Origin of the sequence: Cronbergia sp. UHCC 0137, from assembly GCF_034932285.1 — a bacterium.
GTDB lineage: Bacteria > Cyanobacteriota > Cyanobacteriia > Cyanobacteriales > Nostocaceae > Cronbergia.
This window is the reverse complement of sequence record NZ_JAYGHC010000033.1, coordinates 12,681-30,691: the sequence shown is the minus strand read 5'-3', so window position 1 is coordinate 30,691 and position 18,011 is coordinate 12,681. Positions and strand designations below refer to the sequence as shown.

The following is an 18,011-nucleotide window of genomic DNA, read 5'->3' as shown; positions in this document are numbered from 1 at the left end:
AAATAACGGCTATGTTGTTTATTTGTTGAGAAATGCCTGGATGGTATCAACTAGATGTCTAAGTCTCACGGGTTTGATTAAGTATTCATTTATCCCTAGCTGTAGACATTTTTCCTGCTCTTCTGGTGTGGCGATCGCACTCATGGCAATAATCGGTATATTGGCTAATGTCGGATCTGCTCGGATTTGCTTGGTTGTTTCTAATCCATCCATGTTTAACATCTGCATATCCATGAGAATTAAGTCGGGTTTGTGGGTTTGAGTCAGGTCAATTACCTCTCTACTACTTCTAGCGATCAGTACAGTATATCCTCTACTGAGTAAATAATCTGATAATGTGCTGATAGTGGCTTCGTTATTTTCTATTAAGATAATCAGGTTGTTGCTGGTGATGGTTTGAAAGTCGATAATTTGCTCTGATGTTTGGGGTGTAGGGTTTTCGGTAGAAGTAGTTTCATAAGGTAGTCTAATGGTGAAACAACTGCCTTCTCCAACTTTACTTTCAACTCCAACGTTGCCACCGTGTAGTTCTGTAATTTTCCGTACTATGGCTAAACCTAAACCTGTACCTGGGTATTGACGACTCCAACTGTTATCAACTTGGACAAAAGACTGAAAAAGTTTGTGGATATTTTCTGGGGCTATACCAATACCAGTATCAATTATGGCTATTTCTATCATTGGTAACTCTAGTTTTACCTCTAATCGTACAGTACCACCGTCAGAGGTAAATTTAATTGCATTACTCAGGAGGTTGATTAAAACCTGGCGGATATATCTTTCGTCAACGTTAATTTCTCCTAGTCCTGGGGGAATCCTCATTTCTAGGTTGATATTTTTCTTGATTGCCTGTTGATAAATTAGGGCAATACTTTCTCGACAAAGATAATAAATGGAGGCAGAATTTAGGTGTAATTCTAGTTTACCGGATTCTATTTTAGCTAAATCAAGGATGTCATTGATTAAGTCTAATAAGTGTTGTCCACTGCGTTCAATGGTTTCTATTGTTCGCTGTTGTTGAGGATTGATTAGTCCAAATTGGTTATCTTGGAGGGCTTCAGACATTCCTAAAATGGCATTAAGTGGGGTGCGTAATTCGTGGCTCATGGTGGCGAGAAATTCGTCTTTTAGTTTGGTGGCAGTTTCTAATCTGCTGTTAGCGATCGCCAGTTGTTGATTACGTTGTTGCAGGTCGTTTTCTATCTGCTTACGCTCAGTTATATCTCTTTGTAGAACTAAAATATATTGTGGTTTTTCTTCATCGTCATAAACAATGGTTACAGAACATTCCATGATCCGTTTACTACCATTTTTACAGATAAATTCAACTTCTCGACGATAGCTACCCTGCTGTAATCGACTAAAGAATCTTTGGGGTGACAATTGTGGGTGATCATTGGCAAAAAAATCTTTTAAATATTGTCCAATCAACTCTTCTTTGCTATAACCAGATTGTTCAATTACTGACTGATTAACCTGTTGAATGACACCGTGCATATCCAATAAATAAATATTATCAGGTGCAACAGTAAATAAAGTGCGAAACCGCTTTTCACTTTGTTGTAATTCTTGGGTGCGCTGTTCAAATTTGGTTTCTAATTCTTGGTTGAGTAATTTTAAAGATCCCTGGGCTTTTTGTAAGGCAATTTCGGCTTTCAGTCGTTCTTGGAGTTCGGTTCGCGATCGCGCGTAGGCTTTGGCTTGCTGAATGGCGATCGCTAATTGCACCGCTAACCGATTCATTATTTCTAAGTTAAATTCTTCCCATTGACGATAGTTAGCACATTGATGACCAATTAACAGTCCCCACATCTGATTTTCTACTAAGATCGGTACTGCTAAGTTAGACTTGACTTGATAACGTTCTAATAACTCTAAATAGCAATCTGAATAATTTTGTTCATGAATATTAGCAACGGCTATACATCTATCTTGAAAATAGACTGACTCATACAAAAAGGGTTTAATAAATTGATCACCCAAAGTTTTAGTCCAGCCAAAATTGACTGATTCGGCCACAATTTCCCCAATTTGATCATCTAAAAACTGATAGACGACCACGCGATCGCAATCTAGCACCTGTCGAACTTCGGTGACAGATATATCTAAAATTTCTTGGAGTTCTAAAGATGAGCGAATCCGGTCGGCTACATCTGCCAATAATCTTTCCCATTCGATGCGATTATTTAATTCTTGAGTACGTTTTTGAACTTCTGTTTCTAATTCAGCATTACGTCTTTGTAGTAATTGCAAATTTTCTCTTTCCAGCCGATCAATTTTTTGCTCTAATGACTCTAGCAAAATGTAATTTTCCATCGGATTAAGAACTTGCAGCAAATTACTAGAAGTGAGGATACCCTGCAATTCTCCTTGGTTGCCAGTGACAACAATATGACGGATTCTCCTTTCTTGCATGAGCGATCGCACAGACCACAACGAGTCCTGTGGAGATAAAGTAAACACTGGTCTACTCATTACCATTTCTGCGGAAATCGTAGTTAAATCTAGCTCTAAAGTTTGAAACTGCACCACATCTTTTTCGGTGACTATACCCACAGGTATCTGCAACGGCAAACTATCTAGAGATAACTGATCTTGCTCCTCTACAATTACTACGCTACTTACTTCATGCTTCACCATCAATTCCACTAAAGTCAACAACTTAGCCGTTGGTGGAGCGATGATGACTGATTTAATCATCACATCATCAATTAAGCGTAATTGCAGTAGATCTAATGGACGCAGGACTTGACGCAATCCTTCGTGGGTAATTAATCCTATAATTTGACCATCTTCAGCTAAAAGAGGTAAATGACGAATTTTATGTTGCTGAAATAAATTTAAAACAGTAAATACATCAATAAATTGAGAAACCCGTAGTGTAATTACCGGACTAGACATCACCTCAGAAACCCTCACCCCCGTTAAGGATTTCTTCTTTGCACTCAATCCTACAATAGCTTTTTCTGTAAAAATACCAACAAGCTGATTATTGTCAACAACTAAAACACAACTGGAAGAAATGGACAAAGGTATCAGCAAATCATTAACATTAAGATTTTCTGTCAAGGAGCAACTAATTCGGGTTGCACTCATTAACGCCAGAACTTCTGTCACCAAGCGCTCTGGGGAAACAATTAGGGGGTTGTAGGTAATAGCTTGTTCCAAGATTTTTACGCTGTTATGAGGTAAGGGGTCAGGAGGCAGGGGGCAGGGGGCAGGGGGCAGGGGGCAGGGGGCAGGGGGCAGGATAATATAATGTTGGAGTTTCGAGATTTGAGGTTGAAGGTTCGAGATTTGAGGTTGAAGGTTCGAGATTTGAGGTTGAAGGTTCGGGATTTGAGGTTGAAGGTTCGGGATTTGAGGTTGAAGGTTCGAGATTTGAGGTTGAAGGTTCGGGATTTGAGGTTGAAGGTTCGGGATTTGAGGTTGAAGTTTCGAGATTTGAGGTTGGAGGTTCGGGATTTGAGGTTGAAGGTTCGAGTTTAGAACATATAAAAAGTCAGCTAATGAGTAATGGTAGATTACTGTAAGGAATAGAAAGAATAATATTTATGATACAAGCGAGTGGTGTAATTATTTGTCTTGGTTATATACTAGGTTTGCTGTTAACAGCTATTCCTTGGGGTGGTGCGTGGGTTCTCTTGGTGGGAATAATAGCTCCCTTGCTGTTGAGCAGAGTCTACACCCAATCGGCTCAAAAACGAGAAACATCTTTAAATAAAACTCAAACTAAAAATAAGGGAATAATTCACACCAAGCAACCTATTCCCCATCCTAGAGTGTGGGTAGCAGCAGGGTTGGTGGGATTTTTAGCAACGGTGTATTTTCAATTCCGAGTTCCCCAACCAGAAGCTAAGGATATTAGTCAGTTTATCTCTGAGGCAAATAATAATACTCAAGAACAACTGGTGATTGTGCGGGGTAAAGTGGAGAGTAAGCCGCGTTTGACTCGTAATCAACGAGGACAATTTTGGTTAGCAGTTACCCAGTTAGGTGAAGTTAAACAAGAACGAGATTCAGCTAGTAATTCTCAAGGGGTGACGGGTAAGTTATATGTGACAGTACCGATCCTTCAGGTTACTGGTTTATATCCTGGCCAACAAATTGGGGTGACGGGGGTTTTGTATAAACCGCAAGCAGCTTCCAACCCTGGAACCTTTGATTTTAAAAAGTATTTACAACAGGAAGGTACATTTGCTGGTTTGATAGGCAGACAGGTAAATTTAGTTGATGAACAATATGATTGGGGATGGTGGCAAATACGACAAAGGATAGTGCGATCGCAGGTGCGTGGGTTGGGTGTACCGGAAGGAACTCTGCTTAGTGCGATGGTGATCGGTAGTAAAGCCGTTGATTTGCCCTATGATATCCGTGACTTATTCAGTAAGGTGGGGTTAGCTCACGCTTTAGCGGCTTCTGGGTTTCAAACTTCTTTGATTTTAGGGATAATTCTCCAACTAACCAGAAAAGCTAATAAGGGATTGCAGATTGGCCTTGGTTCGGTGGCATTAATCACTTTTTTGAGTTTAACTGGTTTTCAACCCTCGGTACTTAGAGCCGTGATTATGGGTTTTGCAGCTTTAATTGCTTTAGCATTGGGTAGAAGGGTTCAACAATTAGGTTCGTTGTTGTTAGCTGCAACTATTTTGTTATTATTTAATCCCATCTGGATTTGGAATTTAGGTTTTCAATTAAGTTTTTTGGCTACTTTGGGTTTAATTGTCACCGCATCACCAATTACACAACGTTTGGACTGGCTACCACCAGCGATCGCTTCTTTAGTTGCTGTTCCCCTGGCGGCGACAATTTGGACTTTACCTTTACTTTTACACACTTTTAGTGTTGTTGGGGTCTATAGTTTACCACTGAATATTATCACTACGCCGTTGATTTCGGTGATTAGTATTGGTGGAATGATTACTGCTTTAGTCAGTTTAATTTCTCCTGAATTGGGCAGTTATTTAGCCAGTTTCTTATATTACCCGACCCATTGGCTGATTCAATTGGCAGAATTTTTTGCAACCCTACCTGGAAGTTCCTTTGCTGTGGGTAGTATATCAATTTTCACAATGTTAACAATCTATGGGTTGATTGGTTTAACTTGGTTAGTGGGTTGGTGGCAAAAGCATTGGTGGGTAGCAGGTTTAATTGGTATTTTTTTGGTGGTTATTCCTGTTTGGCATACGGCTAATAATTTATCGAGAATTACATTGTTAGCCACTGGAACAGAACCGGTATTAGTGATTCAAGACCGGGGAAACGTCACCTTGATTAATAGTGGTAATGAAGGGTCAGGTCGATACACAATTTTACCATTTTTGCAACAACAAGGTATAAATCAAATTAATTGGGCGATCGCTAGTAAATTCCCCGGAGAAGAAACGGACGCTTGGTTAGAAATAACCCAAAATCTTCCAATTCAGAACTTTTATAAATATTCTTCACCCACAGATAACATCGCCAAAATTCAGCTAATCCAACAGAAAATCCAAAATCATCAAGGAACATATCAACCCCTAACCATCGGACAAATTGTAACTACTAGGTCAACGGTTGCCCAGTTAGTAAATGACCAATTACCAATTTTAAGATTACAAATTTTCGGTCAAAATTGGCTATTAGTAGGTAATATCACCTCTCAACAAATAGCCCAACTGATTAAAACCGGAGATCTATCTCGTCCCCAAGTTCTCTGGTGTCTCCCCGAATCATTAAAAGATTTAGTTTTAGCACTAGAACCACAAATAGCCATTACATCTGCCGGCGACATTGATCAAAATACACTTTCTGAAATTAACAAAAAGCAAATAAAACTGTTTTTTACCGGACGCGACGGGGCTATTCAATGGACACCAAAGGATAACTTCCAACCCTTCATCCAATCAACAGAAAATAAATCTTCAGTTTTTTAGAAATAGAAATACCCATCTTTTAAGTGCGTATGTGATATAATATCGTCTGATAATCACAAAAATCTCACTTTAGGAAGATGATAAATTTTTATCTCTATCTCATTGATTAGACTGTTTTAAATGAATAAGAGATATGTCTAATAAAAATCGTTTAAGTTGGTTTGAATCAGGTAAATCATTAAAGTATATTATTGAATGGTCTTATGGACGAGTTGTTAATTCAGAACAGAGAAATATAATTGTGATCCCAATATTATTTAAGGCCATTTCAAAATTTTTCCAATCAGAATCAACTGCATTTAAAATTGGTGGTTTTTCAGGATGAGTTAAAGCAACTGCCACAAATTTTCGATCTGATTTATCAAAATCTATAAGATTTTCGTTTTCTGGGAATTCTTGAAAACTATTTTCAGCATGGCGTGTAATTTTCACTTGTTGACAGCGTTGCGGATTTCCTTGATTAGTTAATACCCATTTGAAAAAGGCATCTCCTACTCCTGGTTGTCCTGTAGGGGATAATTTATTTTTATATTCATTAATAATAAACCATGTATCATCCAATACGATTATATGTTGGTCTTGAATTTCTTGCAACTTTTTGGCACAGTTTAAAACACAAGCAGGTGAGGCTTGATTTGATTTTCCGTTAGCTACTATGGGAACATTGGTATCTACTACAAAATAGGACATTATTCTGATTGATTCTCCCTACTCATACAATACTTATTGGTTAAGAGTTTTTGTAGGTTGGGTTAAGCGACAGCGCAACCCAACAAAAGCCCGTAAATGTTGGGTTTCCTAACGTCAACCCAACCTACCTGATTTAATGTTTTTAGCTTAACCGACAAGTATTGCCTACTCATATTATTGAAACTATTTAATTGAAAGTATTTATTTATCTGAATGCAACAATCAAACAATCTTTTCACCCCCCACTTCCCCAGCTTCCCCTACTCCCTTTCTTGACGTTTCATAGCTGCTTCTGTCATTGCTAATAATTCTCCCATTTCATCACCAAAGAATCCTACAGGCCAATTATTAATGTTACCATAATCATCTAATTCTAAAGGAATTAATTCGGAGTTTCCTTGCTCATTTAATTGACAAAAATACAATGCAGTATCATTTTCTTGGAGTTGTTCTTCGGCAATACGTCTTTGTAAGCGACGCAATAAATGTTCGCTATGACTCTCAAGGATGATTTGCATATTTCTATTTTTAATCACATCAATAAATACGTCTGCTAAACCTGCTTGCACTGATGGATGTAAATGAATTTCTGGCTGTTCAAAAATCAATGTCGAACCTTTAGGGGCATAATAACAAAGCACTAAAACTGGTAAGATTTGAGAAACTCCAAAACCTACATCTGTAATTAATACTTCAGAAGAATTAGGAGTAGGTCGTACACGCAGTTCATATTCTTGACGATTTTCGGCAATTGGTTTTAACTGAAAATCATGTATTAGTCCTAATTCCCGTAACCATTCTGCTATTCGTTGTTCTATGTTTTCCTCGTTATTTTGAGTTCTAGAAGCTAATAAAGCAGCAACAGCTTGTTCTCCTTTTTTGCCTACACCTTGGGGTTGATATCCAGCATAAGTGTAGCTACGACGTGGATAATCTCGCAAGGGACCAAGATAATAGATATTTTGAAAAACTCCTTCAAAGGCTAGTACAAAATCTGCTAAAAAAGCGGTATTTTGATAATATGAGTTGATCTGATCTGGAAAACCATAACTTTTAATTGGTTGTGGAAGTGGCCATACTCTACCTTTAAAGCGTCTTACGTTATAATTTGGAGATAATAATTTATATTCACTTTTATCTTTATTATTTTGATTATCTTGTCTCTCCATGCCAAATAAATACTTTTTATTGTCATGATCAAAACTATAGGACATATTTTTTACAGTCAGGCTTTCTACTGTAACTTCAATATTAGCATTAAATGATAAAGATGAAATTGAAAATATGATATCATCTAATTTACCCTCTGGATTAATAATATTGAGAGTTTCTGGTAAATTCCAAGTTAAAGAAAATTCAATTTCTCCAGGGATTTGATGCTGGTATATGACATCAGTAATTGTTCCTAAATCAATATAAGTTTTATCATCTCCTGTATGTAATACTCGTTGTCTATCAGGAGATTCTACAGTTTGTTTGAGCATTAATAACAGTTGAATAATGCCAGTTTTGCCTGAACTATTAGTACCAAATAATCCCGTTAAGGATGTTAATGGCATTTGCCCTGTATTCTGCCAAGATTTAAAGTTATGAATAGTTAGTTGTTTTAACATGAGGTATAAGAGGTAGGGGAAGTGGGAGGAGTAGCGGCTGACGGGTGTAGGTTTTTTACGAAAGCATCTGAAATGGGGTTTTTTCGTTGATTGAAAACTCCTCTTTCCCATCTGAGTTCCCACTCAAGAACGAAATTTTGTGTTTTCACACAGTTTAAAATTGTATTTGAGAGTGTCAACTCACACCTAAATTAAAAACCTACACCTGTCAGCCCCTACTTTATTTCTTACGTTTTGCTTTATTCTCCACAACATTGCCAAATAAATCCACTGGTAAAGGATTATCGTCTCTTGCGTATCTTTTATGGTGATTGAGGATTGATTATAACAAAACCCTGACGGGGCAATGGTTATAAAGAATTGTCCACTAAATTTAAATGAACTACTGACGGAATAAGACTTTCAAGGATTTTAAACCTGCTTTTCCATAAGAAGAAGCTAAGAACCGCACATAGTAAGGTCAAATCTCACAACAAACCGCGATAACGAATAAAAACCAAAATTACCGCCCAGGAACCCAAAGCAACTTTGACTGCAACCAGAATATTTAGCAACGGGATCACCCCCCCACTGAAAAGCGTTCCCATCTCTCCGTGAGGTAACTCAACTCCTGCCAGAGTAATAACCGATAGTACAATAAAAACAAGAACCGAAACCTTCTCCCATATAGCGGCGTGCGATCGCTGGTAAATCTCTTGCATCCATTCCGGTGATGAGGTAATGGCAATCAAGCCAATCGCTGTCCCCCCTGCCACCCCGGAAGCAAAACCACCTCCTGGACTCAGATGTCCCCGAATAGCTAACTCAATACTCACCAAAGCCGCAATAGTCGCTCCCAGACGTGCTAAAACGATAGATGGTTGATCGGTAAAACGATAGATCACGCAGGATGGCCTTTCATTAGTCAGGAGAAAATAAGCACCCATAATCGCAATTGTGAATACTACTACCTCAAAGATAGTGTCATACAGACGATTTCTAAGGATGATGACTGTGACTGCATTGGGTATACCACCCTCTTTAACTATGGTTTCCACAATAGGAAAATCCTGTATATCTGGTGCTGGATTCGGCAAAACTGCCATTTTGATAAACAGTGCTATGCCGGCAACAATATAGACCCATTTCATGTTTACTTCTCCCCTGAATTTGGTGTACTTACATAACTGAGGGTTGTGGCTGTTGATATAAGTTCGCTTTGGATGATCTCATAAACCCGTTTTACCCTGATTACTGTATGATAGGGGTGGTTTTTGTCTTCATTTGTGGCTAGGCTTAGATCAGCGTCTTCTGATGGAATACAGGTGGCATGAACTTCTTTCTCCAGCAAAGCCCGTTCCAAGGCTGGAGAATTTGGGTAGGGAACTAACTCTAGACGCATCTGACGTTTGCGAAAAATTGCCCGTAAATTATCCAGCAATTGGCTAAAATCATCTTTCTCAACCAATTGATCTTCAAGTACACCCAGACGCATTACCAAGGATGAACGAACTGCCACCGCATACAGAGTAATTGCCAGCATAGTACCCACCAATGCCTCAGTCAAAGCCACATCTGCTGCCCCCAATATGGCATATAGCATCGCTGCTACTGCCCCCAATATGCCCCGGATGACCAGAGCATGGTAGGGGTTGACTTGGGATACAACCATGGTGGCAGATAAGGGCAATAAGGCAACTATTATATAGATATAACTATCATTCATAACGACCCTCCGTACTGGAGCAGTAAGCTAACACATACCCTAATACAGTATTCCAGATGGCCAAGGAGATGATAGCGAGGAGAAGCAGCGGCCATTTACTAGGTATCTTGAGGAGTAGTCCAACAACGATACTCATTGAGCCAAGGGTATCGGCAACGGAAAGACTATGGAGTTTGAACAATAGCGATCGCTTGCCGAGTAGGTGAGAGGTTCCCCAAAACCAAAACACTATTCCGACAATGATACAAATATTACTTAAAATGCTAATCATATATTAATTTGATACATCACTCATGCGTTTGAGTATATGAGCCAGCAGCATTAATGCCGCATTACCCACACTCAGAATAATTACCCCAACCACACCAATCATCCAATCATCGCGCAATACCGATACAACTAGGATCATAATTGATGTTTTACTAGCAATACTAGAAAATGCCAACATCTTCTGCCAGACGTTATTATCCTTCCATGCTTCGTAAATAGGTATGAGCAGTGCCACAATCATGGTAATCATGACTAAATTCAGATTCATGCTTTTTTCCTCCGTCGTACCAAGTGGACTTCATACCAGCCATCTTCGTGATATTTCAAGACGATGGTCTTGGGGGTAAAGGTAATCAGGAAAATATCTAGGAAGATCAAACCGGATGTGCGTCCTGGTTTGACTCGTTCCATGGTGATCTCTTCGTGTTTATGAGGACGGAGTATAATTTCAAATGCCTCCTTGTATGCTTGGGGAATTGCCACCATAATTTCACCTAGCACACGCAGCCAATCTTTTAATGATTCCGGTGCTTTTTGACGACCAGGTAAGAAAAAAGCAATAATTACACCAATGATGATATTTGGCCAACTGAAATCGGCAGTCAGCAAAAACCAAATAGTCAATCGTAAAATTAGATTTAGATGCCCAACCATGCTAATCCCTTCCAGAACAGCAGAACTAAAATTAAACTCATTACACCGATTAAATGGTCAAATTCCTCTAGGACACGGGGTAACTTGAGGATTGAACGTTTAAAAATTAGCCAATAAGCTAACCATCCGATGCCAATAATTACCAGGGGTTTGATGATATTCTCGACGGTGTAAGCTTCGTAATAGACAATATTAGCAATCAACAACCCACCAATTAACAAAATTATTGGTGCCCATAAACCCGGTTTGACCTTTGTTGTGCCTCCATGGGGAAGAAAGATAAATTTGGCAAAGGATATTGCTGTTCCCAAAGCTGCTATATTCATAGCGATCGCTTGCCAAGGTAACAAATTCTTTGTTGTCAACACCTTCGCACCAAAACCAGATAACAAGGGAAAGCCGGAAATTGAAAAACTGGCTATAACTAGGGCAATCCATAGGGGGTTACTGATCGATTGATGTTGCAAATCCTTGAAGTTGCGACTTGGTAAAGCCCCTGCTATTAAAAATAGTGCTGATTTAACCAATCCGTGGGTCAAAGCATAAAATCCTCCCACCACTGGGGCCGCGAGAATCCAGCCTAACTGGGAAATTGTGCTTAAAGCCAGCAGCCGCTTAGTATCTTGTTCAAAAACTGCATAAAACACTCCCAGTAACGCAGTACCCACCCCAAAGATCCTGACTATCGGATCAATCTCTGGTACCATCAACGCAAATCGCACCAATGGATAAACACCAGCCTTAACTACAACCCCCGATAACATGGCCGACACCGGTGTTTCCGATTCTGAATGGGTCAATGGCAACCATAACCCTGATACAAAAACTCCTCCCTTTGTCAATAATCCCACAAAAATTAACGCCAGGGCTTCCGGTGGTGCGACGCGCAAACCTGTAAAACTAAAGGAATGATCCGCCTCATAAACCAGTACCGCACCAACCAGATAAAAAAGCATGGCCACGTTACTAATAAACAAATAGCGTAAGCCAACCCAAATTGATCGGTCAGTGCGGGGATAGGCAATCAAGAGAAAGGCAGCAATACCGCTTACCTCTAAGGTTACATATAAACTAATTAAATCTGAACAAACAAATGCGGCGTTGACGCTGCCATGTAAAATGATGGACTGAGCGTAAAAGAAAGCCGTTTTGTCGGTCTGCCAACAATAAAGGATGACTGCGGCTGTTACTAGAGCATTAGTTAAGATAAAGTAGCCGCTTAATTGATCAATTGTTAAGACCACACCTAAGCTATCAAGTAACTTGAGTGTTAGTGGTGCTTGTTGAACAAGTAGCTGTAACCCATAGATGGCTGAGGCAAAAGCCGTACATATTGCCAAATATTTAGCAAATTTGGGGATCAAATAAATCATGAACCCCAAAAAAAACGGTAGTGCAATCCAGACGATTGTAATGGTACTCATGGGGTATTATTTTTTTCGATTTCGTTGGTTTCCAAGGTCGGATTATCCCGTGCCAACTTCATCACACCGACCAGCATTAAAGCCTGAATCGAAAAGCCGATCACAATTGCGGTTAATATCACCGCCTGGGGTACTGGATCGGCAAAGGCGCGATTTTTGACGTTGGAAACAATTGGTGTAAATAAACCATCTCGTGATGCAATCAGCACGTAATAGGCGATCACCCCCGTACTCATCACATCCATCGAGATGATTTTCATCACCAGGTTCTTTTTCAGGATGATACCGAAAAACCCACACAATATTGTGCCGAATATGTATGCTTCTAACAAGAGAATTACCTGTTGGGTAAAGGTTGACTATTCAACAGTATGCCGAATAAATTACTCGTAAGCATTATAGATACTAGCATTAGGACTATTAACAATACCTGCATCAGGATTAACTAAAGCAACGGCTTGTTTAAGTGCCTCTACACGATCTACAAACATATAATGCGGTGGTACAAACCTTAAAATACCAAACTTTTCTAAGCGGCGTTTGACCTTGCCCGCAGCACCAACAAGTAAGACATGACGACCTTGTTCACTAGCATCCTTGATGGCGTTTTCAATTGCCAAAGATGCAGTTACACCTAACATTGGGACATCGCTCAAATCGACAATCAACACATCAGAGTCGGCCATTGCTGAATGTTCACGAGCGATCGCTTTCGATACCCCAAAGATCATTGGACCACTCAGGTAAAATAACAGTACACGTCCATTAGCTAAATCGAGCAGTTTTTTCTCTTCGTCATTCAAGGTAATTGCATCATCAGCATCGCTAATTGTCTTCACTTCCTGAGATTGTAATTCTGACAGGCGATCGATAGTTAAGATATTAGCAATGAAAACTCCCACACCCACAGCCACAATCAAGTCAACAAATACAGTCAGAAACAATACACCGTACATGATGATTGAGCCTTTCAGTGACACCTTATGGGCGCGTTTCAAAAAGCTCCAGTCAAGAATATCAATTCCCACCTTCAGCGCAATACCAGCTAAAACGGCCATGGGAATCGGTTGAGTAATCCGCGCCGCCCACAAAACTACAATTAATAAAATTCCCGCACGTGTTAAACCAGATAAAGCTGTACTAGCACCTGTTTGGATATTAACAACTGTTCCCATTGTCGCACCAGCACCAGGTAGCCCACCACACAAACCAGATATTAAGTTAGCGATACCTTGACCAATCAATTCTTTATCAGATTTATGTTCGGTACGAGTCAAACTATCTGCAATTACTGCCGTTAGTAGAGTATCAATGCAACCCAATATCCCTAACATTGCCCCATCAACAATCATGGTTGTCATTTGGGATGCAGTAAAAGTTGGCATTTGCAATGTTGGCAATCCCAGGGGAATTTCCCCAATTCGTCTGATATCAGTACCAGCGAAGATGGTCAGAGAAACTATTGTTCCGACAATTAATGCTACCAGTTGGGGAGGAACGAAACGTTTAATTTTGGCTGGCATCAAGAAAATAATTGCCAGGGTCAGCAAGCCTAAAATTGTTTCGGCCGGATTTATTTTAGTCAGTAAATCAGGCAGGTTTTGTACCATCCCCAATACACCACCTTTAGGGTTTGGCTGTCCCACAAAAGGAGCAATTTGCAAAATAATCAAAATCACCCCAATTCCAGACATAAACCCAGAAATCACGCTGTAAGGCATGAGGGTAATGTATTTACCCAACTTAAATATCCCAAAGATAATTTGAAATATTCCCGCTAACATGACTACGGTAAATGCCATTGCCAAGCCGTTTTCTGGGTTAGCTGCGGTCATAGAACCGACAATTGCAGTCATAACGACAGTCATTGGTCCGGTTGGTTCAGAAATTAGGGTTGGTGTCCCACCAAATAAGGCTGCAAAAAAACCGATACAAACTGCTCCATAAAGACCAGCAACAGGCCCAGCACCGGAAGCAACACCGAATGCTAATGCTAGAGGTAAGGAAACGATCGCAGCAGTTAAACCACCAAATAAATCGCCTCGTAAGTTTCTAAAATGGATTGTATTAGTGAATGTCATCTTGGGTTTATGGTTACTAAAACAGCAAAATTTTGATTTTTAAGATCGTTGGTTACTAAAAAAGGGAACAGGGAACAGGTAACAGGTAACAGGTAATAGGTAATAGGTAATAGGTAACAGGTAATAGGTATTTTTTCTCTCCTCCTGCCTTCTGCCTTCTGCCTTCTGCCTTCTGCCTTTAAATTTTATGTTCCCTCTGAAATTTGAGTAGATTCCATGTTTTATAGACATGAAAAACTAGGCAAAGATAATTTTAATTCTTTGCAAACCATGGGAATATTTCACCTTTATACTTGGGGAATCACTAAATACGAATCCCCAGTAGATCAGGTTTAGGTCAAAGACAAAAAATTTTAATAAAAAAACTTACCTAAATAGCAAGTTTGATTTATTGCCCATTTTAATCGGATTAACAATAGCTTACAGCTTTATGAGTCATTTTTGTTGATCCATAAAACTTAATATTAATTTAATATTAAATTGATTTCATAGATAAAAGACTATACCTGTTGACTAAGTTTGATTGCGATAATTAATAATATATGTAAAACTTATCAGCAAATGACAGGCTTGAAAGTTTTTGTATTGGGTTTATTTATATAGCAGGAGTCAGGAGTCGGGAGTAAAACCCTCTTGTCGTAGGAGTTTGATTATTACTTGATGTCCTAACTACCCTGTCCATGGCTATACTTGCTGTTCCCAGTAGCAATATAGTTCTGGTAATCTTACCAATTTCTAGCGATCGCGCAATACATCTAATTGTTTCAACTGCTGTGACTGTTCTTCTAAGCGTATTGAAAGGCGATCGCACACCAATTCACATATCTCAAAAATTAGCGGGTCAGTAATCTCATAATAAACACTTACCCCCTGCGGTTGCCGTTTGACAATCCCCGCTTGGGTTAGGATCTTCAGATGCTTGGAAACATTTGCCTGGCCTAATCCCGTTGTTTCAATAATTTCGGTTACATTTTTGCTACCTGACTTCAAACAACAAAGAACCTGGAGACGGCTAATTTCTGAAAGCACTTTAAAGTAATCAGCAATTTGTCCTAGTGCCTCTGGTGAGGTTGTTAACATAAAATAATAGAACTACAGAATTTATTATTATATTACTATATTGTATTATAGCTTATAAATACTATTTTAATCAACAACGTCGGATTTTTTGTCATGCTAAACCTGACCTTCTAGAGGTTGCTGAACGGAACTGGTGGTAGCTAAATTTCTCCCGTAGCGAATAGCAATCAAACCTGTCACATACATAAACAAACTGTAAACCGCAGCAGGTATAGCCATATCAGGATTGTTGAGGATTCCGGCAGTAATAGCGATCGCTAGTGTACCATTTTGAATGCCAACTTCAATCCCAATGCAAATTTGTTGAGGAGGATTGAGCTTTAATAACTTACTGATATAAAATCCTACCAATATTGAAATAACATTCAACAGCACAACACCAACCCCCACTTGCAGAATAAAGCCAGGAAGACGGCTCCACTCACGAACAATGAGGATAAGAATAATTACAGCGAGTAAAGCAACTGCCAGACTATTAGTTACTTTTACCAAACGACGGGCAATTTCTGGAAATATTTGCCGGATCACCATTCCCAAACCGATAGGCACAAGCGTCATTAGAAAAATTTGTAGTATAGTTGCTCCAATAGGTAGGGCAATGACAGCAGTTTGTCCGATGAAATGCTGGTATGCTAGGTTTCCCAACACTGGAATTGTAAAGACTGTAATCAAACTGCTAAAAGCTGTCAAAGTTACTGAAAGCGCAACATCACCTTTAGCGAGGAATGTAAATATATTCGAGGATACCCCACCTGGGCAAAGTGCCACTATCATTAATCCCATAGCAATAACAGGTTGCATAGGTACAATTTTAGCAATCATAAACCCAATCATAGGTAAAAAAACCACCTGACTGATCAAGCCAATTGAGACGGCTTTGGGATACTTCTTCACACGCTGGAAATCTTCTGGTATGAGAGACAGCCCCATTCCTAGCATAATGATAGCTAATGATACGGGTAAAACAACCGCACTTAAAAAACTGGCTTCCATAATCAAGTTTGTCTTTATTAAACAAAAAGATGATATCACACTGTTTATACAGGAATTTCTCCGCATAACTTTTAGATATTCATCAATGATTGATTATGGTTATATTGAAGTTTTAAAAAATTATAGCGATCGCACTTTTAGAGTTTACCCAAATACGGTTTAGCTCTCAAACTACGCTGTACCATCCTGGCAGAATCATGATTCGACACCTTAGAAGACTGAGAACTATAACGATTTTGCACCAACACCACAGTCGCAACTGCTAAAAGAAAATAACCAAAGGTTTTCTGAAGTTTTCGCGCTGGTACAAACTGGGCAAAATAAGCGCCGGGAATTGTTCCCAAACTGGCAGCAATAATAAAAGATAACATCAAATTCCAATCAAGGGGGACTTTTCCTAAATAACCCAAAAAGCCTGTAATTGAATTTAAAATAATGATGAGTAGAGATGTACCAATGGCTTTTTTCATCGGTACTTTTCCCAACAATACCAAAGCCGGAACGATCGCAAATCCACCACCCACACCAACCAAACCAGTTAACACCCCCACACCTAAACCTTCAGTCATTAACCACAACCAACAATACTTACACACAGGTTGGGGATAAAATGCCAAATTTTCATCTGCTGCTACAGACTGAGAACTCCGGTAAATCATGAATACGGCTGCCAGCAACATCATGACTGCAAACAGCGTCATTTGTACAGATGCGGTAATAACTGGTAGGGTGGCAATTTTTGCCCCCAGAAATGCCCCCAGCATGGTTGCAGAACCGAAAATGAAAGCAGTTTTGAAACTGACATTTTTAGCTTGCCAGTGGGGGATTAAACCTAGTACACTCACAGTGCCTACAATCACCAGAGTCATAGCGATCGCTGATTTTGGCGGCACACCCATCACATAAACCAATATCGGCAACGCCAAAACCGACCCACCACCACCAATTAAACCCAAACTTACCCCAATCAAAGCTGCCAGTAAATGCCCTACAATCCAGGTCATACACTGCTCCGTTGATTATAGGGTAATTTCGCCAATAACATCCCTAACATACAAGTATCTGTGATGCCGGCAAACATTAATCCTGCACCCACAAAACCACTGAGAATTAAGAACCAAGGAGAAACAAAAGCACCTAACAAAGTACCTGTAAACACCAACGAACCAGCGACAATTTGCACCTGGCGCATTAAGCTAATAGGGGCATTGCGATTAATTTTAGTAGGATAACCTGCTGCCTTCCAAGCACTCAGCCCCGAATCTAAATGAGTGACAGAGCTAAACCCCGCCTCAAATAGCCTTTGAGCAGCCATTTTTGAGCGATTCCCCGAACGACAATAGAGAACGACTTGTTTTTTTTCATTTTGGGGAATCCGACCCGGTTCAAAACGAGAAAGGGCAACCATTATTGCTCCTGGAATATGCTCACCTACATACTCAGAAGGTTCTCGGACATCAATCAATGTTACAGCGTTTTGTTCAAGTAAATGATTGAGAGTGTGAGCATCAATAGTTTGCAAAGTCTTCAATTGGGAAGTAGTCATAAAATTCTCTCCTGTTTCTCTATGTGGTTAAATACAGAAC

At 39.6% G+C, this 18,011-nt stretch carries 16 protein-coding genes; 1 reads left to right on the top strand and 15 read right to left on the bottom strand.

The genetic code is table 11. From position 1 onward, the window contains the following. Window positions 1–18: 18 nt before the first annotated feature. On the bottom strand, window positions 19–3,168 hold the full coding sequence (locus tag VB711_RS17165) for a CBS domain-containing protein (RefSeq protein ID WP_323287403.1): 3,150 nt from the start codon (window positions 3,166–3,168) through the stop codon (window positions 19–21). Between the two features lie 386 nt (window positions 3,169–3,554). Here VB711_RS17165 and VB711_RS17160 point away from each other — a divergent pair, with 386 nt between their 5' ends. Continuing rightward, on the top strand, window positions 3,555–5,915 hold the full coding sequence (locus VB711_RS17160; RefSeq protein ID WP_323287402.1) for a ComEC/Rec2 family competence protein: 2,361 nt from the start codon (window positions 3,555–3,557) through the stop codon (window positions 5,913–5,915). 201 nt (window positions 5,916–6,116) lie between these two features. Here the strand turns inward: VB711_RS17160 and VB711_RS17155 are convergent, their stop codons facing one another. From VB711_RS17155 to VB711_RS17090, 14 genes are all read right to left on the bottom strand, one after another. Beyond that, window positions 6,117–6,605 carry a hypothetical protein gene (locus VB711_RS17155; RefSeq protein WP_323287401.1) on the bottom strand — a complete coding sequence of 163 codons (489 nt, stop codon included), beginning with the start codon at window positions 6,603–6,605 and terminating at the stop codon, window positions 6,117–6,119. 260 nt (window positions 6,606–6,865) lie between these two features. Continuing rightward, window positions 6,866–8,218: an AAA family ATPase gene (locus VB711_RS17150; protein ID WP_323287400.1), complete on the bottom strand. Its 1,353-nt coding sequence runs from the start codon at window positions 8,216–8,218 to the stop codon at window positions 6,866–6,868. A 467-nt stretch (window positions 8,219–8,685) separates the two neighbouring features. Then, window positions 8,686–9,348, bottom strand: a complete 663-nt coding sequence (locus tag VB711_RS17145) for a Na(+)/H(+) antiporter subunit B (protein ID WP_323287399.1) — start codon at window positions 9,346–9,348, stop codon at window positions 8,686–8,688. 2 nt (window positions 9,349–9,350) lie between these two features. Beyond that, window positions 9,351–9,923: a DUF4040 domain-containing protein gene (locus VB711_RS17140; RefSeq protein ID WP_323287398.1), complete on the bottom strand. Its 573-nt coding sequence runs from the start codon at window positions 9,921–9,923 to the stop codon at window positions 9,351–9,353. Continuing rightward, entirely contained in the window at window positions 9,916–10,194 is a 279-nt protein-coding gene (locus VB711_RS17135) for a monovalent cation/H(+) antiporter subunit G (RefSeq protein ID WP_323287397.1), read from the bottom strand. The genes VB711_RS17140 and VB711_RS17135 overlap by 8 nt, the downstream gene beginning before the upstream one ends. Window positions 10,195–10,197: 3 nt before the next feature. Further along, a complete protein-coding gene (locus VB711_RS17130; protein ID WP_323287396.1) occupies window positions 10,198–10,461 on the bottom strand; it encodes a hypothetical protein in 264 nt (87 codons plus the stop codon). Then, window positions 10,458–10,847, bottom strand: a complete 390-nt coding sequence (locus VB711_RS17125; protein WP_323287394.1) for a cation:proton antiporter — start codon at window positions 10,845–10,847, stop codon at window positions 10,458–10,460. Before VB711_RS17125 ends, VB711_RS17130 begins: the two co-directional genes overlap by 4 nt. Next, a complete protein-coding gene (locus VB711_RS17120; RefSeq protein ID WP_323287393.1) occupies window positions 10,832–12,271 on the bottom strand; it encodes a cation:proton antiporter in 1,440 nt (479 codons plus the stop codon). Before VB711_RS17120 ends, VB711_RS17125 begins: the two co-directional genes overlap by 16 nt. Further along, entirely contained in the window at window positions 12,268–12,603 is a 336-nt protein-coding gene (locus tag VB711_RS17115) for an NADH-quinone oxidoreductase subunit K (RefSeq protein WP_323287391.1), read from the bottom strand. Before VB711_RS17115 ends, VB711_RS17120 begins: the two co-directional genes overlap by 4 nt. 51 nt (window positions 12,604–12,654) lie before the next feature. Then, the gene (locus VB711_RS17110) at window positions 12,655–14,352 is read right to left on the bottom strand and encodes a SulP family inorganic anion transporter (RefSeq protein ID WP_323287390.1); all 1,698 of its coding nucleotides are present in this window, start codon (window positions 14,350–14,352) and stop codon (window positions 12,655–12,657) included. Between the two features lie 735 nt (window positions 14,353–15,087). Then, a complete protein-coding gene (locus tag VB711_RS17105; RefSeq protein ID WP_323287389.1) occupies window positions 15,088–15,432 on the bottom strand; it encodes a metalloregulator ArsR/SmtB family transcription factor in 345 nt (114 codons plus the stop codon). Window positions 15,433–15,528: 96 nt separating this feature from the next. Beyond that, window positions 15,529–16,425, bottom strand: a complete 897-nt coding sequence (locus VB711_RS17100; RefSeq protein ID WP_323287388.1) for a bile acid:sodium symporter family protein — start codon at window positions 16,423–16,425, stop codon at window positions 15,529–15,531. Window positions 16,426–16,562: 137 nt separating this feature from the next. Then, a complete protein-coding gene (locus tag VB711_RS17095) occupies window positions 16,563–17,429 on the bottom strand; it encodes a sulfite exporter TauE/SafE family protein (protein ID WP_323287387.1) in 867 nt (288 codons plus the stop codon). Continuing rightward, complete coding sequence (locus tag VB711_RS17090; RefSeq protein ID WP_323287385.1) at window positions 17,426–17,971, bottom strand: rhodanese-like domain-containing protein; 546 nt, start codon at window positions 17,969–17,971, stop codon at window positions 17,426–17,428. The genes VB711_RS17095 and VB711_RS17090 overlap by 4 nt, the downstream gene beginning before the upstream one ends. Between the last annotated feature and the right edge of the window lie 40 nt (window positions 17,972–18,011).